The organism is Polyangiaceae bacterium (assembly GCA_020633205.1).
In the GTDB taxonomy this organism is placed as follows: Bacteria; Myxococcota_A; Polyangia; order Polyangiales; family Polyangiaceae; genus JAHBVY01.
Window position 1 is genome coordinate 213,178 of the sequence record JACKEB010000011.1, and the last position, 19,688, is coordinate 232,865.

14 protein-coding genes are annotated in these 19,688 nt (G+C 65.1%); 4 read left to right on the forward strand and 10 right to left on the reverse strand.

Annotation, left to right across the window (positions count from 1 at the left end; all coding sequences use genetic code 11):
- Nucleotides 1–63: 63 nt before the first annotated feature.
- The gene (locus H6718_07595; GenBank protein ID MCB9585245.1) at nt 64–1,233 is read right to left on the reverse strand and encodes a hypothetical protein; all 1,170 of its coding nucleotides are present in this window, start codon (nt 1,231–1,233) and stop codon (nt 64–66) included.
- A 182-nt stretch (nt 1,234–1,415) separates the two neighbouring features.
- Between H6718_07595 and H6718_07600 the strand changes: the two genes are divergently transcribed.
- Nucleotides 1,416–3,167 carry a hypothetical protein gene (locus H6718_07600; protein ID MCB9585246.1) on the forward strand — a complete coding sequence of 584 codons (1,752 nt, stop codon included), beginning with the start codon at nt 1,416–1,418 and terminating at the stop codon, nt 3,165–3,167.
- A gap of 1 nt (nt 3,168) precedes the next feature.
- Here the strand turns inward: H6718_07600 and H6718_07605 are convergent, their stop codons facing one another.
- From H6718_07605 to H6718_07625, 5 genes are all read right to left on the reverse strand, one after another.
- Nucleotides 3,169–4,683: a LamG domain-containing protein gene (locus H6718_07605; GenBank protein MCB9585247.1), complete on the reverse strand. Its 1,515-nt coding sequence runs from the start codon at nt 4,681–4,683 to the stop codon at nt 3,169–3,171.
- Nucleotides 4,683–7,088, reverse strand: a complete 2,406-nt coding sequence (locus tag H6718_07610; GenBank protein MCB9585248.1) for a VCBS repeat-containing protein — start codon at nt 7,086–7,088, stop codon at nt 4,683–4,685. Before H6718_07610 ends, H6718_07605 begins: the two co-directional genes overlap by 1 nt.
- A 39-nt stretch (nt 7,089–7,127) precedes the next feature.
- A complete protein-coding gene (locus H6718_07615; protein MCB9585249.1) occupies nt 7,128–8,651 on the reverse strand; it encodes a LamG domain-containing protein in 1,524 nt (507 codons plus the stop codon).
- Complete coding sequence (locus H6718_07620) at nt 8,651–10,972, reverse strand: VCBS repeat-containing protein (protein MCB9585250.1); 2,322 nt, start codon at nt 10,970–10,972, stop codon at nt 8,651–8,653. Before H6718_07620 ends, H6718_07615 begins: the two co-directional genes overlap by 1 nt.
- A 211-nt stretch (nt 10,973–11,183) precedes the next feature.
- Nucleotides 11,184–12,077: an alpha/beta hydrolase gene (locus H6718_07625; GenBank protein ID MCB9585251.1), complete on the reverse strand. Its 894-nt coding sequence runs from the start codon at nt 12,075–12,077 to the stop codon at nt 11,184–11,186.
- 114 nt (nt 12,078–12,191) lie between these two features.
- Between H6718_07625 and H6718_07630 the strand changes: the two genes are divergently transcribed.
- The 3 genes from H6718_07630 to H6718_07640 all read left to right on the forward strand — a co-directional run bounded on the left by H6718_07630 (nt 12,192) and on the right by H6718_07640 (nt 15,334).
- Entirely contained in the window at nt 12,192–13,073 is an 882-nt protein-coding gene (locus H6718_07630; GenBank protein MCB9585252.1) for a helix-turn-helix transcriptional regulator, read from the forward strand.
- 106 nt (nt 13,074–13,179) lie between these two features.
- Nucleotides 13,180–14,391 (forward strand): MFS transporter, encoded by a 1,212-nt coding sequence (locus H6718_07635; GenBank protein ID MCB9585253.1) that lies wholly within the window; start codon nt 13,180–13,182, stop codon nt 14,389–14,391.
- 142 nt (nt 14,392–14,533) lie between these two features.
- Nucleotides 14,534–15,334, forward strand: a complete 801-nt coding sequence (locus H6718_07640; protein ID MCB9585254.1) for a hypothetical protein — start codon at nt 14,534–14,536, stop codon at nt 15,332–15,334.
- Nucleotides 15,335–15,344: 10 nt separating this feature from the next.
- Here H6718_07640 and H6718_07645 read toward each other — a convergent pair whose 3' ends face one another.
- The 4 genes from H6718_07645 to H6718_07660 form a co-directional block, all read right to left on the reverse strand.
- A complete protein-coding gene (locus H6718_07645) occupies nt 15,345–16,544 on the reverse strand; it encodes an FAD-binding domain (protein ID MCB9585255.1) in 1,200 nt (399 codons plus the stop codon).
- A 75-nt stretch (nt 16,545–16,619) separates the two neighbouring features.
- Nucleotides 16,620–17,246: a TetR/AcrR family transcriptional regulator gene (locus tag H6718_07650; protein ID MCB9585256.1), complete on the reverse strand. Its 627-nt coding sequence runs from the start codon at nt 17,244–17,246 to the stop codon at nt 16,620–16,622.
- Nucleotides 17,247–17,456: 210 nt separating this feature from the next.
- On the reverse strand, nt 17,457–18,551 hold the full coding sequence (locus tag H6718_07655; GenBank protein ID MCB9585257.1) for a HEAT repeat domain-containing protein: 1,095 nt from the start codon (nt 18,549–18,551) through the stop codon (nt 17,457–17,459).
- A gap of 95 nt (nt 18,552–18,646) precedes the next feature.
- Nucleotides 18,647–19,657 (reverse strand): hypothetical protein, encoded by a 1,011-nt coding sequence (locus H6718_07660; GenBank protein MCB9585258.1) that lies wholly within the window; start codon nt 19,655–19,657, stop codon nt 18,647–18,649.
- Nucleotides 19,658–19,688: the final 31 nt, after the last annotated feature.

Below are 19,688 nucleotides of genomic sequence, written 5' to 3' on the forward strand. Positions count from 1 at the left end.
TGTTTCAGCGCGGGTTTAAGCTTCGCGCGCTTCCCCCCGAAAGCGCGGTTCTAGACCCTGGCCCTACGGGCAAAGACTCAAGTTCTGATACCGGGTTAGATCCGCGTCGCACTGGCTCGCTTCCCCGGCGCTGGCGGTTGCTTCGCACTCGCTACGGTCGGCGTCGCCTAGCGACGTGCAGCAGTCTGCCAGCGCGTCGCAAGGATCGGTTCCTCCGCTGCCACTACTTCCGCCACTTCCACCAGCGCCCCCGCTACCGCCGGTTCCGCCACTGCCGGCATTTTCACATATGTAGCTCGGGTTGCACTTGAGCCCACCGGTGCAGAACGCGTTGGACGAGTCTGACTCACAGCACGCTTCGCCCACCTCATTGCAGTCCCCTCCGCAGGTTCCGAGCGTGAGGAACAGCGGATCGCTGAAACAGGCGTAGGGGATCATGGCGATCGTCTGTTCCTGCGGCTTGAAGGGATTTTCGCCAACGATCACGTCATCGACGCACGGCTTGCAGCTTGGTGCCGCGCGGCAAGCTTCCCAGGCCGTGTTGCAGCTTGCAGAATAGCTGCCCCGATAGGGTTCGACGCAGTTCGTGTCACTGCAACATGCTGGCGGGAAGACATCGTTTTGGTCGTCTCGAATGATGATGCAGCTGGAGCCTTGGGCGCAGCTCGACACCTTGGCGAGGCCGGGCTCAGTGACGTTGCATGCCCAGATGTCAGTCACGTAGTTCCCTGACCAGCGGCTACTGAGGCTGGTGACGTCGCCTCCCCCGCTGATGTGGGGATCACCACATGTCGCCCGGCCATCTTCGCAGCTGAACCATGTCTTCTCGGCGTTGGGTTCTGCAGTGGAAACGCACGTACCTGCCTTGCAGCTCTGCTCGTTGCGCGGGCAGTCGGCGTCTTGGCTACACGGCATCCGGCACTTGCCGTCGATTCCGCACGTCAATGGAGCGTCGCAGGGCATGCTGCTGGAGCACGCCAGCTCGACGGGCAAGGTGCAGCCGTAGGGCGCGCGATCTCCAATGCATAGCGAGCCCTGGGGACACTCGGAGTCCGTGGTGCAGCCTTGACGGCAGAAGCCCAAAGCGCACACCGCTGAAGGCCCACAATCCGAGCTCTCCGCGCACTGGCCACCGACATCGACTGCGTTGTTCTGCGTGACTTGATTGTCCTTGCTGCAATGCAGAAGACCCGCACACAACCCCACCCACAACAACCAGCGTCGCTTCTGCATATCAACCCCCAAAGCTCGAACCCAAGACTCCTGAGGATAACCTCAGAGAACCGCCTCTCACAATCCCATTGCTGTTCGCTTGACGGCTTGGTTTGGGGGTGAGAACAGGTGTTTTGATGGGCACAAGATGCGCTTCGCGCCGTTTGGGGTTCGCTGGCAGGCTCCTCGTCGCGCTGCCAACTGTGTTGTTTCGTAGCGTGGTGTGCTGCAGCGTGCTGTGCTCTTCCGTCCTGTGCTCTTCCGTCCTACACGCACAGGCGGCGTGTCCAAATCCGCTGAGCAACCCGGAGCTCATTCGCGCTGCGGAGGTGCTCGGAGGAGGCTCCAAGCTCGACACGGGCGCCGCCGGAGACGCACTCGTCGCGTCCGCTGTGGACGCAGTGTGTGACGAAACCACACGGAAATATGCCGGGGCGGCCTGCCTGACTCAAGGCGGCCTGCCAGACCTGCGCCGGCGAGTGGTGCTCGATGCGCTCAGGTTGCCTGCCAGCGCCTACTACCGACCCGGGTTGAACTCTGAACAACGAGAACAACTGGCCCTGCTCAGCGCGCTGATCGACACGTGGCTCACCGAGGGGAAGCTTGGAGATTTCGTCGCACGCCTCGGCTCGCCGCCGGTCAAGACTGAGACCCTACTGAGGGGTGATTGCAGCCTGCCTACGACTCAAGCTCAGCTACCTCATGCTGTGATCCCCTTGCGCGTTGCGTGGGAGTCCGTGGACCTAGACGTCACTCAGGCCCAAGCGAAGCTACAAGCTGCGCTACCCAGCGTTTCTCCGGCTGGCCTCAGCGCCTTCGCAGATCTCCTCACCCAAATCAAAGCGCCTGGGAGCCCAGACGTATCCGTGCGGTATTCAACCTGGCTCGGGCTCCTGAGCGATAGCTATCGGGTCGCTGGCTTGGAGCTACCGTCTGTCGTCGCTTCTTTTCCTTTTGGTTCAGGCAAGCTCGGCCTACTGGACATGCCCGAGGTCATACACCGGCTCGGCGAGTTCGGTGGCGGCATCACACTGCCGACCAGCGTCGAGACTTCGCTCGAGGTGTTGTACGGCGTCGCCGTGGCGAGCGACGAAGCGCAGGCGAAGCGGGCCATCGCAAAGGCGGTGCTCGACTTGGGTCCCTGGGCGGATCATTTCCTTCTGGATCTGAACCTGGGCGCGGCGAGCCTCTCGGATCGCGGCTACACCTTCGCCGGAGATGCACTGCTTGGCTATCAGGTGGAGGCGTTTGGAGGAGACGCGCGAGGCGCGCTCTACGAATACGACCTGGGGGACGCGAACAGCTTTCTGCAGATCAGCCAGCGTGAGGTAGGTGTCGAGGGTTGGCTCGGGCTGGGTAGTCCGCAGTGGACGTTCGAGGCGCGAATCGAGGGGAAATACGTCTACCTGGACTCCACGCGCCTGGATCCCGGCGGGGACTTCCTGGATGAGACGTCCAATCTCGCCCGCGGGTTGCTGTTGCTCGGTCTGCGAGCACAACCGGCGACGACCGCTGCGGTCGGAGCGTGGGTCGGTGGCGGCTATCAATATGAAGACTACTCACCGCTCCTGGTCTCCACGACTCAGCAAGTGCTGCTGAGCGACGAGACCCGGAGCACCCTGGTGCTCGAGGCGCGCCTCAGGGCGCAGCTCGACGTCTGGCCGCGCTACCTGGCGCTGCGCGCGCGCGCCGACTTCGTCCGTTATTCCGTAGGGAGACAGACGGAGTCCACGTTGCTGCAGCCGGGTAGCGTGCAAAATAGCCAATCTGCGGAGGAAGTCACGACGACGGAACTCCACGCGCGCGGCTTCCTTGACATTGAAGCCGCGCGCTTCTTTGGCTTTGTGCCCGGGCTGTTTGGTGGCGTGGACTACCTGAGCATCGAGTCCGACGCTTCGAGCGTGTCTGGCACGTCGCCGGTGTTTGGCGCTGGGGTGCGCCAGGTGAGTTTCTAGTTCACTCAAACCACTCGAAGATGGGCCAGGTTCGCGCCGGGCCCTTTTTGGCCACGCGGCGGTGCTCCAGCAGGCGGCCGAGGGGGAGCGCCTTGGGGTAGATGGCGAGCTCGTCCAGGGCGCCGACGTAGTGGCTGCCGCTCTCGGTGAAGCCCACGTGAAGGGTGCCGCTCAGGTCGGGCACGAAGACACCTTCCAGGCTCGCGAGCTTGCTACCGTCAAGGTACGTTTCCGCTAGGAATCCATCGTAGTTGATTGCTAGATGGTGCCAATCGGTGTGGCTCGGGCGCTTGTCGGGGTCGATCAGCTCGTGATCTTCACCCAAGGTATCCCGCAGGTTGACGTAGACCGCGCCTGTGGAGTCGAGCACGACCGCGACACCGATGTGATCTGCGCTGCCGAAGTTCAGGAGCGGCAGCGCGGGGAAGCCGTCGTCGCCCGCTGTTTGCTCAGGGAAGCTGAACCACAGCTCGATGGCCAACCCGGCGCTGGCGTCGAGGAATTCGCTCGCCACCTGCACGCCGTCGTCCACGCCGTCGAGAGCCAGAGCGAGGTCGGTGTCTCCCATGAGCGCGCCCGCGCTGCTTGGCACTGCATCCCCAAGCAGTGTGCCGTGGTGACCTTGCCCTGCGGAATCGCTGGTGGTAGTTCCGGCGTCTCCCAGGCGGTAGTACACACTCGGTTCGTCCAGGGTCACTTCGCCGGCGTAGGGCTGAGTGAGGCACATGCGGCCTGCAGCTGCCGCCGCGCAGCGCCCCGCGGCGTCGCAGTACTGGCTCTCGCACTGGTTGTCGTCGGCGCAGTCCCAGCCATTCGCCTTGAGCGGACTGCACTGACCGGTGACACCGGGTTTCCAGTCGGTGGCGTCGCACCAGGCGTCGCTCGCGCAGTCGAGGGGGTGCGAACACAACGAACCCGTGCGCGCCTCACAGCGCCCGCGCGTCTCTCCCGATGCGTTCAGATACAGCGAGCAACCCAGCTCAGCACCACAGGACAGCGCTGCCAGGCGTAGCCCCGGCTCACTGGTCGCCTCGGGGGTGCAACTCGCGCCATCCACGCCGGTGCCTTGAAACACCCCGCTGATGGCGGACAAGTCTTGCAGGGTCTCCCAGCAGCCGCTCGCTGCGGTGCGAAGTTGATTCACCACGGAAGCAGCGAGCGCAGCGTCATAGCCGGTGCGAGGATCCGTTGCGAGCTTGCCCAGGCCACCACGACACGCGCCAAGCTGGGTGTTGAGGCAATCAGGGCTCGCTTCTGCGCCGGGCCACGTCGTCGCTGCGGTGCAACAGTCCTTGTCGGCGTCGCAGGCAATGCGCGCCAGCTCAGCGCAGAGATCTTCAGCGGCTAACGTCGTTAGCTCACCCCCAACCCCGGCTGAGCCACCGTTCGCACCTGCACCGCCGCTGCCGCCGCTTGCGTTGCCACCCGAACCGCCGCTGCTCCCGTCTCCGCTGGAGCAAGCGCCGATCGCTAGCAGCAGGGACGTCAGCAAACTCGTCAGAACCGCGCGCCGCATCACGAGACCCTACCAGGATTGCGGCGACGCCGGCGTAGCACGCAGCCCAACATCAGCCCTGCGAGTGACAACCAGGTGAAGCGTGGGTCGCCCTGGGTCGGATCACCCAAGCGGCACGCACAGGCGCCGTCCGAGTCGCCAGGTGAGGCGGCGTTGCCAGGCTCTCCAGCGCCGCCGCCGTTCGCAGCTCCACCGCTGCCGCCGGCTCCTGAGCCGCCCGTTCCCACTTCACCACCGCCGAGCACGCCGCTCAGGCGAATGGAGTGGTAGCGCTCTGGCAGGTCCCAGCCCGCGCCATCGCTCCACTGGGGTCCGCTGACCTCCCAGCCAAAGCCGCCGCCTTCGTACGGCCAGCACTTGATGCCGTCGCGAGAGCGACCGCAGATATCCGCGCGGTTATCTCCGTTGATGTCGCCTAGGCGCAGCGTGCGGTAGTTTTGGGGGAGAGCCCAGCCGTCGGTCTCCGCGAGCGCCGGGCCCAGCACCCGGCGATCAAAGCCGGTGTCCGTCGCGAGCCAGCAGTCGAGGCCCTGTTCGCTGCGCACACACACGTCGCTCTTTCCGTCGCCGTCGAGATCGGCCATGCGAATGGAAGCGAGCGCCGTGCGCGTGTCCCAGAGCGGAGCCGGCAACGCGGGGCCATCCAGGCGCTCGGTGAAGCCGGTGCCGTCGAACAGGTAGCAGCGCAACGCTTCGTTTTCGCGAGCGCACAGGTCGCTGCGCCCGTCGCCGTTGACGTCTGCCAAACGGATGGTGCTCCAGTTGTGCCAGTCGCTCCAGCCGGCTTCGTCGCTCCAGCCAGGTCCCGCGATGCGCTCGACGAAGCCTGAATCCGTCGCGAGCCAGCACGCCATGCCCTGGGCCTCACGGGCGCAGACATCGCTCTTGCCGTCACCGTCCACATCACCGAGGCGCAGCGTGCCGTAGCGATTGACGTCGTCGAAGCCCGCGGCGTCGCTCAGTGCCGTGAGGATCCGCGCGTCCCCGAAGCTGGTGCCGCGACTCGGGTAGCACGCCAAGCCATCTTTGCCGCGGGCGCAGAGGTCAGCCTTTTCGTCACCGTCGATGTCGGCGAGGCGCACGGCGCTGAAGTACTCTGTCTTGCCCCAGCCCTTGGCGTCGCTCAGCTCCGGACCGAGGATGGCGTCTCCAAGCCCGGTGTCCGTACCTTGCCAGCAACGCACGCCTTCAGGCAGGCGCAGGCACACGTCGGCGCGGCCATCGCCGCTCACGTCACCCACGCGCAAGGTGGAGAAGATGCCTGGGCTCGCCAGGTCGACGTCGAACACGTTGACTTCCGGTGTGGGGTCGAAGCGGTTTCCCCGCGAAAGAGCGCACGAGATGCCGCTCTCGCTCAGTGCGCACAGGTCAGCGCCGCCGTCGCCGTTGATGTCGCTGTGGTTGCCGCTGTCGAAGAGCGCGGCTTGCCACGCCTCTTCCAGCTCACACACCTGGTCGTCGTCGGTCTCTCCGTCGCAGTCGTTGTCGAGCTCGTCGCAGGCTTCCGTCTGTGGGCCGACTTCGCCCGCGCACGCTCCCCAGCTGCCTCCGCTGCAGCTCTGGGTGCCGCTCTGGCACTCGCCGACGTCGCTGCCGCAGCTGCGGCTCAAGTCTTCATCGACCTTGCCATCGCAGTCGTCGTCTTTGCCGTTGCACACCTCGGCGGTGGCGTTTTCATCGACTTGGCCGTCGCAGTCGTCGTCTTTGCCGTTACAGACCTCGGTGTGAGGCGTGCATACGGGCGCTGCTTCGCAGCCGCTCTTCGCAAAGCCGCCCGCGGGGCTCCGGGCCAAGCGCGACTCCGTCGCCGGCCCATAGGAGCCATCTTCGGAGATGGTGTCGCTTGGATGGTTCACGTTCCACAGGCGCTGAAACGCCCGGATGGCGTCGGCGCGTCCGTCGCTGCCGGGGCAGTCGAAGTGCACTGGGTCCTTCGAGCCGAGCCAGGTGCAGCCGGCGTTTTGGAGCGCGCTGCGTGCAGCGCTCCAGTTTTGCACGTCGAGAGCGCGCCCCGTTTGATGGTTGCTCTGCCCGGGCTTCGCGGCCAAGCCGCAGCCACCGGAGTAGTAGAGGACGTATTGATCCGCGAGGGTACGGAAGGCGCTGTTGACGTAGATGTGCAGGTGATTCGAGGCCGACCACAACGCGTCGCGAGCGCTCGCCTGCAGGTAGGGATAGATCGATGAGTTGTTGAGCGTGACGTTGGAGTGCGGGGTGAACTTCACGAACGCGCCGGGGCGCATACACATCTGGGTCTCTGCCAGTTGGTCAGAGATCCCGCTGAGGCCCGAGGTGCTGCACCAGCCTCGCGCCGCCAAGTCAGCGACGGTCTGTGCGCGGGCATCCACACCCAGCGCGCACAACGTCAACGCCATCGACGCGAGGAACAAACAAGCGCGTTTCATGCTGTTTTTCTTGGGTTTAGCTGTGGTTTACCGTTCAGCTCACTGGAACCAGCTGAACACCGGCCAGGAGCGCGCGGGGCCCTTCTTGGCGATGCGTCGGTGCTCGAGCAGGCGGCCCAAGGGCAGCGCCTTTTCGTAGATGGCGAACTCATCCATGCCGCCCTTGAAGTGGCTCCCCGCGTCAGTGAAGCCGACACGCAGCTTGCCACTCACGTCGGGCACGAACACCGACTCCAGGCCCGCGAGCTTGCTGCCGTCGAGATACGTTTCCGCTAGGAATCCATCGTAGTTGATCACCAGGTGGTGCCAGTCCGTGTGGCTCGGCTTCTTGTCGGTGTTGATCAGCTCGTGATCCTCGCCCATCGTATCGCGCAGGTTGACGTAGAGTTCGCCGTTCGTGTTGATCACCGCAGCGACGCCGAGGGAGTCTCCCGCACCGAACGTCAGGATGGGGTAGCTCGGTGAGCCTTCCTCGCCGAACGTCGTCTCCGGGAAGCTGAACCACAGCTCGATGGCCAAGCCACCGCTCGCGTCGATACTGCCCTGGGCGACCTCCACGCCGTCATCCACGCCGTCGAACGCCAGCGCGGCGTCGCCGTCTTCGGTTAGCGCGCCCGGGCTCAGGGACGCCGCGTCACCCATGCGTGTGCCGCTGTGACCCTGACCCGAAGCGTCGTTCATGCTGCCGCTAGCCTCTGCCATGCGGAAATAGAGGTTGGGGGCATCGGTCTCCACCTCCGAGGCGTAAGGCTGGGTGAGGCACATGCGGTTCGGTCCCGTGGCGGCGCAGCGCTTGGACGCATCGCAGAACTGGCTCTCGCACTGGGAGTCGCTCGCACAGTCCCAGCCGTTTGCCTTGAGCGGGTTGCAGTGACCAGTCACGCCTGGCTTCCAGCCGCTCGCGTCGCACCAGGCGTCCGCTGCGCAGTCGAGAGGGTGAGAACAAATGCCTTCGGCGCGCGTCTCACAGCGGCCCCGAGCTTCGCCGGATGCGTTCAGGTAGATCTCACAACCGAGCTCTGCGGAGCAGGACAGCGAAGCGAGTTGCAGCCCGCTGGTGTTCGTCGCCTCTGGAGTGCAGCTCGCGCCTTCGGTGCCGGTGCCCTTGAAGATCCCGACCACGGAGGCGTAGTCGACCTGGTCTTCCCAGCAGCCGCCGGCGGCGCTCCGCAGCTGATTCACCAGGGAAGCAGCGGCTTCTGCGTCGTAGCCGGTGCGAGGATCTTGAGCGAGCTTGCCGAGGCCACCGCGGCATGCAGCGAGCTGGGTCGTGGTGCAGCTCGCGGGCTGGGTATCCCCTTCACCAGTGCCTGGCCAGGCAGCGGCTGAGTCGCAACAGCCTTGGTCCGCATCGCAGGCGATGGCTGCCAGCTCATCGCAGAAGTCTTCCGCTGCGAGCGTCGTCAGCGGCTCACCCCCGCCCCCGCCGCCGTTGCCGCTGCCGCCTTGGCCTGCGGTTCCGCCGGTCGCGCCGCTGCCGCCGTTTGAGTCATCGCCACCCGCGCAGCCCACGAAAGCCTGCGTCAACCCGAACAGAACACCAGCCAAAACCAAGCGTCGCATCAGTCTCTCCTCGTCTCTTTCGCGCCGTTTCCTCGGCGCCGTAGGAGCCCCCACGAGAGGAGGCTCATCAGTCCAATCCAGCTCGTTTGCTGGCTATTTCCCGTGTGTGCGGCGATTGAGCAGCTGCTCGGCTGGGTAGCATCTCCACCCGCGCCTCCGCTCGCTGCGCCTCCGCTAGCTGCACCCGCGCCTCCGCCGTTTCCGTGAGGCATTCCACCCGCGCCGCCCGTTCCCACTTCACCACCGCCGAGCACGCCGCTCAGGCGAATGGAGTGGTAGCGCTCTGGCAGGTCCCAGCCCGCGCCATCGCTCCACTGGGGTCCGCTGACCTCCCAGCCAAAGCCGCCGCCTTCGTACGGCCAGCACTTGATGCCGTCGCGAGAGCGACCGCAGATATCCGCGCGGTTATCTCCGTTGATGTCGCCTAGGCGCAGCGTGCGGTAGTTTTGGGGGAGAGCCCAGCCGTCGGTCTCCGCGAGCGCCGGGCCCAGCACCCGGCGATCAAAGCCGGTGTCCGTCGCGAGCCAGCAGTCGAGGCCCTGTTCGCTGCGCACACACACGTCGCTCTTTCCGTCGCCGTCGAGATCGGCCATGCGAATGGAAGCGAGCGCCGTGCGCGTGTCCCAGAGCGGAGCCGGCAACGCGGGGCCATCCAGGCGCTCGGTGAAGCCGGTGCCGTCGAACAGGTAGCAGCGCAACGCTTCGTTTTCGCGAGCGCACAGGTCGCTGCGCCCGTCGCCGTTGACGTCTGCCAAACGGATGGTGCTCCAGTTGTGCCAGTCGCTCCAGCCGGCTTCGTCGCTCCAGCCAGGTCCCGCGATGCGCTCGACGAAGCCTGAATCCGTCGCGAGCCAGCACGCCATGCCCTGGGCCTCACGGGCGCAGACATCGCTCTTGCCGTCGCCGTCCACATCACCGAGGCGCAGCGTGCCGTAGCGATTGACGTCGTCGAAGCCCGCGGCGTCGCTCAGTGCCGTGAGGATCCGCGCGTCCCCGAAGCTGGTGCCGCGACTCGGGTAGCACGCCAAGCCATCTTTGCCGCGGGCGCAGAGGTCAGCCTTTTCGTCACCGTCGATGTCGGCGAGGCGCACGGCGCTGAAGTACTCTGTCTTGCCCCAGCCCTTGGCGTCGCTCAGCTCCGGGCCGAGGATGGCGTCTCCAAGCCCGGTGTCCGTGCCTTGCCAGCAGCGCACGCCTTCCGGCAGGCGCAGGCACACATCGGCGCGGCCGTCTCCGCTCACGTCGCCGACGCGCAAGGTGGAGAACACACCCGGTGACGCCAAGTCGGCGTCGAACACGTTGACTTCCGGTGTGGGGTCGAAGCGGTTTCCCCGCGAAAGAGCGCACGAGATGCCGCTCTCGCTCAGTGCGCACAGGTCAGCGCCGCCGTCGCCGTTGATGTCGCTGTGGTTGCCGCTGTCGAAGAGCGCGGCTTGCCACGCTTCTTCCAGCTCACACACCTGCTCGTCGTCGGTCTCGCCGTCACAGTCGTTGTCGAGCTCGTCGCAAGCCTCCGTTTGCGGACCGATGGCGCCTTCACACGCGCCCCACTTGCCTGCGTTGCAGGTCTCGTGGCCCTGCTTGCATTCACCGACGTCGCTCCCGCAGGTGCGCACCAAGTCTTCGTCGATCTTGCCGTCGCAGTCGTCGTCCTTGCCGTTGCACACCTCGGCGGTTGCGTTTTCATCGACTTGGCCGTCGCAGTCGTCGTCCTTGCCGTTGCACACCTCGGTGTGCGGCGTGCACACGGGGCCGCCGCCGTCCCACCAGGTTGTGTCCTTGCGCGCGCCAGCCCAGGAGAAGCTCAGGTGCACGTGATCCGTGTGGGGATTGCTGCCGCTGTAGCCAGACCAGCCAGAGGCAGCGCAGCTGCCGTTTGGCGAACGATAAGCGCTCCAGATCTGGCGGTTCCAGATCATGTACATCACGCCAAAGCGACGGGCGATGGCACAGGCGTTTCCGTGCTGATCCGTTTTGAGCAGCCAGTCGATCACCGTGTACGCGATGTCGCGCTCGGTGCCGTTGTAGTAGTTGACGCCCCAGTCGAAGGCGCGCCCTTCCTTGTGCTCGCTGGTGCCGCCGACGCTACAGCCGCGGATGATCCCCAGGTTTCGTGTGCCTGGGTAGGTGTCGAGCAGCAGATCCCGGAAACCAGCGACGCCTGGCTTTTCGCTTGGATCGCAGGTGGTCTGTCCCACGTACGACGCGAAGCCATCGATGGCCGCACCGAAGCTTGGTGTCGGGGGCTCGGGGGCGGCGTTGGCAATGCTGGACCAGACCAGCACAGCCAGCGGGGCTAGCCATGAGGAAGTGAAGCGCATGGGGGGAACGCCTCACCACTGCAGCCCCCGTGCCACTGCGCGGTATGTTGCTGACGCGATGCGGTTCAACCGTTTGGCGGAGCGCTCGCCCAGGGACTATTTCCGCACGAAATCGCCGGACGCCGCGCCTCTCCCCCAGGAAAAAGCCTACAGAAACCGCCAGTTTTCTTTGCGCAGGCCCAGCTTGAGTTGCACAAGTTGTGCAATCTCATCAGTTGGTTGTGCAAGCGGCTTGCGCAGCATCCGTGGCTTCGATTGCGCGGACTGCGTCAGCCAACGCCTGGGGATCGTCTTCGGGGACGAAGGCCATGGCTTGTGGCAAACGCACCAGCACCGCGCCCTGCACGTCACGCTGGAGGCGCTCCGCGAGCTGGACGGAGAAGAAGGGATCCGCGGTGCCCCACACGAGCCGCAGGGGTAACGGTTTTGCCGCGAGGATACGCGCAGCCTCCAGGGTCTGACGGGGACTGAAAGCGCCGCAGAGCTTCGCCGTGTCACGAGCGATCTTTGGATCGCTCAGCGGTTCGCAGTAGCTCTTGACCAGCGCGTCCGGGATACGGTCCTGGCTGAGCCGCCCAAAGGTCAGCGGCCCGTGGCGGAGCGCCTTCGAGCGCTGGAGCAGCCAGCTCGTCAGTCGCAGGAGCGCTTGGCTGCGTCCCACGACTCCAAGGTATGCAAACTCCTTGGGTGGAAACACCTCGTAGGCGTCGCAGTTCGCCAGCACCAGGCGCGCGACCACGTCGCGATGATGGGCAGCGACCATCTGTGAGATGGCGCCGCCGCTGTCGTTCCCGAGCAACGTCACCGGTCCAAGTCGCAGCTCACGGATCAGCTCGGCCACTCGCCGCGCGAGGTCGAGCGGAGTGTTGCTCGAGCTCTCGGGGAGCGGAACCCGATGCGCGCCGAGCTGCAGCAGCGGCACGATCACACGGTGGTTCTGGCTCAAGAGCGGCACCAGCTTGCGGTAGTGGCGCGTGTCCGTGAGGAAGGGATGCACCAACACCACGGCCGGGCCGCTGCCTTCATCGAGGTATTCGAGCTCTCCGTCGGAGAGCCGCACACGGTTGAGGTTCTGGTCCAGCGAGGTGTTCGTGTCGTGAGTCATGTGCTGGAGCCTGGGCTGCTTGGCTTCCAACGACACTTACCTGGCAGGTAAGCAAATCACTGGCGTAGGCGCTCTACACGGGTTTGGGTTTGGGGGAGAGGTAAGATGGGAGGCGTGGAACGAGCCGCTTTTGGGCAGATGTTGCGCTATTGGCGCCAACACCGACGGATGAGTCAGCTGGAGCTCTCGGGGCTTGCAGGCATTAGCGGGCGCCATTTGAGCTTCCTCGAGACGGGGCGCTCGAGCCCCAGCCGGGAGATGGTGCTCGGCTTGGCGGAGGCGATGGACCTGCCGCTCCGGGAACACAACGCCCTGCTGGATGCGGCCGGTTTTTCCGCGCGGTACTCTGAACTGGACTTCGGCTCGCCGGAGCTCACCCAGGTGCGCCGCATGCTGGAGATCGTGCTCGAGCGCCAGGAGCCGTACCCCGTCGTGGTGCTCGACAGGCACTGGAATGTGCTGATGAGCAATCAAGCCGCCATGCGTATGGTCGGCTTGTTACTCCCGGCGGAAACGATTTTACAGATGGCCAGCGGCAAGCCGCTCAACCTGGTGCACACCATCTTCGCTCACGCAGGCCTCAAGGAGTCGATCGAGAACTGGGAGGCCGTCGCGCACGCAACGGTGCTGCGCCTCTCGCGGGAAGCTGCAGCGAAGGACGACAAGCAGCTGAAGCAGCTCTTGCAGTCGGTGCTCAGCATGCCTGGAGTGCCTCCGGCCTGGCGCGTGCTCGACCTGGGCGCGGCGACGAATCCGTTCATCCCCCTGGTGCTGAGCCGCGGCGAGCTGAGGTTGAATCTGTTCACCACCTTGAGCGCCATCGGTACGCCGCTGGACGTGACCCTACAGGAGCTCAGCCTCGAGACGTATTTCCCCGCGGATGATGAGACGGAGCTCGCCCTGGAGCGCCTGGCAGAGGGCTGGCAGCCGGATTTGAACGCCGAGGCTGCGCTGAACGCCGAGGCCCCGCTGAACGCGCGCTCGAAGGTCGGCTGACGCGTTTCCGCCATGAGCGGTTGACCGGGAGTGGATAGGTTTCCGCCATGGAACCGAGGTGGGACGCGCCTTGCCCAGCGCCCGGCGGTCGCTACACTCGGCGCGTTTGGCCATCGTGAACGCTCCCGTTGCCGCGCCTCCAAGCGGCGCGCCGATCTCCGCCTCCAGGGCGGCGACCTTGTTGCGCGTGTACTACGTGGCTGTCTTCGCGGCGCTCGGCGTGTTCGTGCCGTTTTTCCCCAGCTGGCTCGAGGCGCGCGGGATCCGCGGCTGGGAGCTCGGGTTGGTGACCGGAGTGATCCCCCTGGCGAGCTTCTTTGGGCCGCTGGCGTTTGGCTACATCGCGGATCGCTACGCGCTCCGCGCGGCGATCATCCGCGTCGCCTGCGGGGGCGCGGTCTTGTGCATTGGTGTGCTCGGCCTGATGGGTGGTCTCGGGCTGCCGGTGAGTCTCGTCACGGTGCTCTTGTTGATCGCCGCGTTTGCCTTCTTTCGCTCGCCCCTGGTGATGGTGGCTGATGTGTCGGCGATGGAGACGCCGAGCAACTATGGGCGGCTCAGGCTATGGGGGTCGCTCGGGTTCATGGCGATGGCACTCATCGCTGGTCAGCTGCTCGAGGTGAAGAGCGCGACGGGGCTGCCGCTCTTCGTCGGGCTCAGCTTGTTTGCTGCGTTCCTCACGGCGTGGTTCATGCCTGCTCGTGCGGCGCGGCCCGCCGGGCCGGTGTACGACGGCGTGAAGGAGCTGCTCAGCGCTCGCCGCTTCCGCTTGTTCTTGCTGGTGACCTTCTTCTGGTTTGCGTCCCACTCGGGCTACGACCTGGTGATTGGTCGGCACCTTCGAGATCTCGGCGGCACGGGTTCCCATGTGGGAATTGCGTGGGGTATCGGCGTCACCGCGGAGATTGTCCTGATGGCGTTCTCTGCGCCGCTGTTCAGGCGCTACTCCGCGGGCGCTTTGTTCAGCGTGGGCCTGTTCGGCACCATGCTGCGTTGGCTTTTGCTCGCTGCCGCGCCGAGCCTCGGCTTGGCGCTGGTGCTGCAGCCGCTCCACGCGATCTCTTTTGGCCTGACATGGTTGTCAGCCCTGGCTGTGATCCAGGAGCAAGCGCCCCAGAGCGCCCGGGCGACGGCTCAAGGTGCGTTCAGTACGGCGTCGGCGCTGGGTGGCAGCAGCGGCGCGCTGTTGTGGGGCACCCTGTACGAGGCGCAGGGCGGGCGCGCCGTGTTCTTGGTCGCTGCGGGTATCGCGCTTCTCGGCGCGCTCACCACGTTGCGCCTGGTTGGACTGATGCGCGGGGCTCGCGCGGCAGCCTGAGTCTGTTTCCTCGCGGTCGGATGCGAGTGAAGCTATAGGCAAGGCGGCACGCTTCGTGCTTAGCTCAGCGGAGTTGCGCACCCACAGCGCCCAAAGTCGCGCGGTTGGGTCAGCCCTGTGGCCCAGGGCAACACGAGGAATGATGTCATACGGCTACACCTGGATTGCCCGCCGCGCGTTTGCGGCACTGATTGCCGCCACGGCGTTCGCTGGTTCCAGCGCAGTGCAGGCTCAAGAGCCAGGGGTGGTTGTGCCTCCGCCTCCGCCTCCGCCCCCACCTCCGCCTCCGACCAATGGTGGTTGGGGAGGCTCCGGCGGTGCGCCGGGCTGGGGAAGTGCGGCGCCCGGCACCCCGGCTCCAGCAGGCCCCGTAGGTCCCGTCGATGCGCGAGCCGGCTTGGTGAAGGTGACGCTGGAGTCTGCTGAACCCGGCGTGCGCGTCGAGCTACACTATCGCCGCGCGGATCCAGAAAACTCCCAGCCCATCGTCTCCTGTATCGATCGTTGCAGCACCTACGTGAAGCCCGGGCGCTACAAGTTCTACACCGTGGGGGACGACTCCTTCCTGTCCGGCTCCCGGGTGATCGACATTCAAGACGACGTCACCATCGTGATCGATCCCGACACCACGCAGCATCGCACCGTCGGTTTGGTGCTGGGTGTCGGCGGCATCATCGGCATGGGCGTCGGCCTCTCCTTGTTGCTCAACGGCGCGGTCAGCGGCAACGACAGCAAAGCGGAGGCCGGTGCTTGGGTGTTCCTCGGTTCGCTTGCGGCCGTGCCCATTGGCTGGGTGATGTTCGGCACCTCGTTCAAGCCGGAGTGGTCAGAGCACTACGACGGCGACAAGGACGCGAAGAGCAAGCCCCCAGAGCCGCAGTGGAACGTCGGCTTCGCCCCCACCCAGGGCGGCGGCATGCTGGGGGCGAGCCTGACGTTCTAGCGCCACGAGGTCACTGGTAGTCGGGCAAGTCGAAGTCGTCGCGGATGGAGCGCCCGGCGACCAGCTTGGTGAGAAATGGATAAGACGCGAGAGCGATCCCCCAGTCGCGGACCTTGATTGCGAACTTCGACTGGGGCGCGAAGAAGGAGGCCATCTTCAGCGCCGAGTGTTGCTTCTCCTCGAGGAAGCCTTTGAGCTTGTGTTCGTATTCCGCGAAGGCCTTGGCGAAGTCACCGTTGGCTCGCTGGAGCTCGCCGGCGAGCACATAGGCCTCAGTCATCGCCAAGCCGGTGCCCTCCCCTGCGAGCAAGCTGGCACAAGCCGCGGCGTCGCCGATCAATGCCGCACGACCTTGGGTCCAGTGATCCAAATGGATCTGGCTGACGCTGTCGAAGTACACGTCGTCGCACGCGGCGAGGCACTGCAAGATCTCCGGCATCTCCCACTCCACGTCCGCGTAGATCTGGCGTAGCGCCTGCTTCACCTCACTGGGTTTGATCTCACTGGGCTTGACCTTGCTCGGCTTGAATCGATCTGGGAGCAATTCCGAGCGGAAAGTTAGCAGGAAGAGCGTTTGGTCGTCGCGCAGGCTGACCCGGGCGACCTGCTTCTGCAGCACGGTGTGGGACACATACGTGAGTTCGTCGCGCCGTGGGTAGCCAGCGACGCGAAACGCTGCGACGTGAACGCCGAGGGGCTTCTCGCAGTCGGTGTTACCGAACATCAGTCGCCGAATGTGGGAGTGCAGCCCGTCGGCACCGATCACCAAATCGAAGTCACGGGTCGTACCGTCCGACAGCATCGCGCTGACTCCGCTGTCCGCCTCTTGGAGCTCGACGATGAAGGTGCCGAAGTGGGACTCGATGCCTTCACAAGCGCCATACACCAGCGCTGCCAAGTCGCCGCGCGCGATCGTCGTGAAGCGCCCGCCAACCAGCTCACGCATGGCATCGAGTCCCATGCCCGATGTCTCCTCCCCCCCTGCGTCCACCAGGCTCAAGCGGTCCATCGCGTAGCCCTTGGCTTGCAGCTGTGCTTCGAGTCCCATGCGGCGCGCGACTTCGTAGCCGACGCCCCAAAAGTCGATGATGTAGCCGCCAGTGCGTAGCGCGGGTGCGCTCTCGAAGAGCACCGGCTCGTGACCATAGTGGCGCAGCCAATAGGCAAGCGTCGGACCCGCGACTCCCGTTCCGTTGATTGCGATTCGCATTCTTGCTTTCACTTTCTGTCGGCGTCGCGGGTGGTTGTTCACTCGTGCGCCAGGCGTTTCACACCTGCGCTGCTGCTACGTTTCCGCAGGGCGCGTTTCAGGTGGCTCGAGCAGTTGCCTGAGCAACCCATAGGTGGCGTAGGAGATCCGCATCACGTCCTCTGCGGGCATTTCCGCGAAGTGTTCAGCGAACCAGCGATCGGCCCCCATCATCATCCCGGTGGCTGCTTCCGCGAGCAGCCCCAGGGGAAAATCCGTGCGGATTGCTCCAACGTTTTGCCCCTGCTTGAGCACGTCGCTCACGCCCTCCAGCAAGCGAGCCCGCAAGGCATCGAGCACGCCGCCCTGGTTGGCGTACACGCTCTTGCCAATCTCCGCGAGCTGCGGCTGCGCGGTGATCCACGTCAGCGCGCGCTGCATCATGGCCTCCAGGCCGCCCCAGTACTCCGCCGCCGAGCTCACCGGGCCGAGCTCACCAAAGGCGGCCATCGCCTCCTCGGCGATCGCTTCCGTTACCGTGCGGTACAAATCGGCCTTGTCCGCGAAGTAGTAATACATCGCGCCCTTGCTGATGCCGGCGCGCTCAATCACGCGGTTGAACGACGCGCCTTCATACCCATGCTCGAGCATCTCCGCGCGGGCGGCGCCCAGGAGGTTCTCCCGTTGCTCTGGGTCCAGTTTGTAGAATCGAGGAAGCGGCATGGCGGCAGCCTATTGGCGAAGCCGCTCGACCTGTGGTCCGACTAGCGTTTAGACCAGTGGTCGAACTGTGGGTCTGAGGATGGCTCCATCCGCCGCGATGTCAACGCAAGCGCCGCAGAAAGTCACGGAAACCCATGAATTGCCCCGGTTTTTGGGGGTGAGGTCAGCCGAACAGCGACTTCCCCGTCGTGCAAGCGTTGCTCACGGGCGCTATTCCTGCTCTGGGGGCTGCGAGAGCTCACGTGCTGGGACGGCGACGCTGGTATCTGGGTCGGAGGTGAAGCCGCGGACGAAGCTGCGGCCGTTCTCCGGATCGCACGCCAGGACAGCGTGCAGCGCGTCCACGCGGAGGCTCGCTGAACTCTTGTGTTTCGTGAGGCGTTTGGCTTGCGCCAGTAGGAGCGCGCGCTGCGCGTCGCTGACCGGCTGACTGCAGAGCATCTTGATGGACGTGGCTACGTTGCTGTTGAACGGGTCGATCTTTGCCGTAGGGATCCAAGCAATCGCTTTGTCCCAGAGCGGTTTGCAAAAGCCGATGGCGAGGATCCCAAGCGCAGCCTCCGCGACCTGGTCATCCGCGAGGGCGCGGTCATAGATCGGGCAGTTGTCCTCGACGGTGATGTACATGCTCATCACGACGATCGACAGGCGTTCTGCGTACGCTGCCGCCTCGAACCGTCGCAGCACCCGGGCTACGACACCGGGAACCTTGCGCGCAAGAATGGACATTTCGGTTCGCGTATCCGAATCGGGGGCGTGGTCCATCAGGTCCAGCAGAAGCGTCCCGGCCTTTGAGTTCTGCGTGAAGTCGATTTGACCAACCAACTTCGCGATGGGCACGCGCACCGCCTCGTTGTGTTCTTCTGCCAGCGCCGCGATCAACTGGTTCGCTTCCGTGGCGTCCGTGATGCTCGCCTTGTCCGACGCCAACGCGTAGACGGCCGCGAAGCGCACGGCGTCGTCGGTCGACGCAAGCAGACTGAACAGCGTCGCGCGCGCGGATTCGAGCTCTCTCCAGTCGAGCTCCTGCCAGGCCTTCCACGCATCGCAGCTAGGCCCCTTCTTTTCCACCAGCTTGCAGCTCGCGAGCTGCACTTTGAGGCCGTTGATTTGCCGGACCAGCAGCGGATCTTCGTGCAGCGGTTGCGGCGCAGCCTCCGCGTCCGAATCGACCTCGGAGACACTCAGCGCTTTGGGTTCCGTGGGCCGAGGGGTGGCGCCGCAAGCGCCCAAGCCAGTTGAGATGAACAGGGCCCCGCAAATCAACAGCGACCGAGCGGCGGAGAACGCAGAGCGCGAAATCACAACACGTCCAAGTGCGCTTGGCCTGGCGGCCCTGCCAGGAGTTTCCTCGGAGTGGCTGGTCGCTCCTGAAGTTGGCAACCGGTGAGGCATGCGTTTCACTGCTTGGCCGCGCCCCGCTCTAGGAGTTGGCGTGCGGAGATTGCGGTGCCTTCGTCCGGATCGTTCGTGAACTTGCGCACGAAGGCGGGCCCCCCTTTGGGGTCACAGATCAGCACGCTCGCCAGCGCCTCTGCTCGCACGTCGCTTGCCGCCTTGCCCTGGCTGAATCGCTTCGCTTGTTTGAGCAAGCGCGCGCGTTGACCTGAACTGAGCTTGCGGCGACAGAAGTCCCCTATCGACTCTGAGAGAGTGAACTCCTCAATGTCCTCCTCGTCTTCTTCCTCGCTGGGCGGCTCCACGGAAGCCAGCCAGTCGATCGCTGCGTCCCAGCTCGATGAGCAGCTGTCGTCCAGGTCCGCTGCCAGGCCATCGAATGCGAGCTCCGCAGGTAGCCGCGGCTTACCCGCGATGGCCTTTGCGTAGATGGTGCAACGCTGTTTCGGTTCCGCAAAGCGCAGTGCGCGAACGATCGCGCCTTGTATCGAACCGTCGGATTGGTCGTAGAGTCGCAGGAGAAGCGGCCTAACCCCAGCGTCGTTGGTCAGGGAATCAATCAAATCCTCGCGGAAAGCAAGTTCGGGGTGACGCTTCACCAAATCGTAGGCTCGCCGCCGTAGCTCCGGATATCGTAGCGCCACTTTTGCGATGAACTGAGTGAGCCTGTGTCGAACCTCGGGGTCGCTCTCGCTTACGCTTGCGTCCACGACTGCGGCGGCGATGGCTTCGCTCGCGATTGCGTGTGGTGACCGATAGAGGGTGGTGATCGCGGCCTGGCGCTGGGCGGGAGCCGGAGCGCGGAGCAGCTGGACGAGCTCGGCGATCGGCGCGCCCTCCGCAGCCCAATCGATGGCCCAGATCTCCTTCGCTCCGGGGCACTTGTTTCGATACTCCGCCGGATGCTTGCACGCACCGAGCTTCTCGGCTGCGCTCCTGAACTCCTTGAGTCGAGGGTCGTCCGGCGCCGCAACGGGTTCGGGTGCGACAGCGCTTGGACGCTCCTTTGCCATTGGGCCACGTTGCGTGCTGTGGGGGGCTGGG

Coding starts and splice junctions, on each gene's coding strand:
- H6718_07620 (MCB9585250.1), bottom strand. CDS start 10,972: ATGCGCTTCACTTCCTCATGGCTAGCCCCGCTGGCTGTGCTGGTCTGG.
- H6718_07640 (MCB9585254.1), top strand. CDS start 14,534: ATGTCATACGGCTACACCTGGATTGCCCGCCGCGCGTTTGCGGCACTG.
- H6718_07595 (MCB9585245.1), bottom strand. CDS start 1,233: ATGCAGAAGCGACGCTGGTTGTTGTGGGTGGGGTTGTGTGCGGGTCTT.
- H6718_07660 (MCB9585258.1), bottom strand. CDS start 19,657: ATGGCAAAGGAGCGTCCAAGCGCTGTCGCACCCGAACCCGTTGCGGCG.
- H6718_07610 (MCB9585248.1), bottom strand. CDS start 7,088: ATGAAACGCGCTTGTTTGTTCCTCGCGTCGATGGCGTTGACGTTGTGC.
- H6718_07605 (MCB9585247.1), bottom strand. CDS start 4,683: ATGCGGCGCGCGGTTCTGACGAGTTTGCTGACGTCCCTGCTGCTAGCG.
- H6718_07615 (MCB9585249.1), bottom strand. CDS start 8,651: ATGCGACGCTTGGTTTTGGCTGGTGTTCTGTTCGGGTTGACGCAGGCT.
- H6718_07645 (MCB9585255.1), bottom strand. CDS start 16,544: ATGCGAATCGCAATCAACGGAACGGGAGTCGCGGGTCCGACGCTTGCC.
- H6718_07625 (MCB9585251.1), bottom strand. CDS start 12,077: ATGACTCACGACACGAACACCTCGCTGGACCAGAACCTCAACCGTGTG.
- H6718_07650 (MCB9585256.1), bottom strand. CDS start 17,246: ATGCCGCTTCCTCGATTCTACAAACTGGACCCAGAGCAACGGGAGAAC.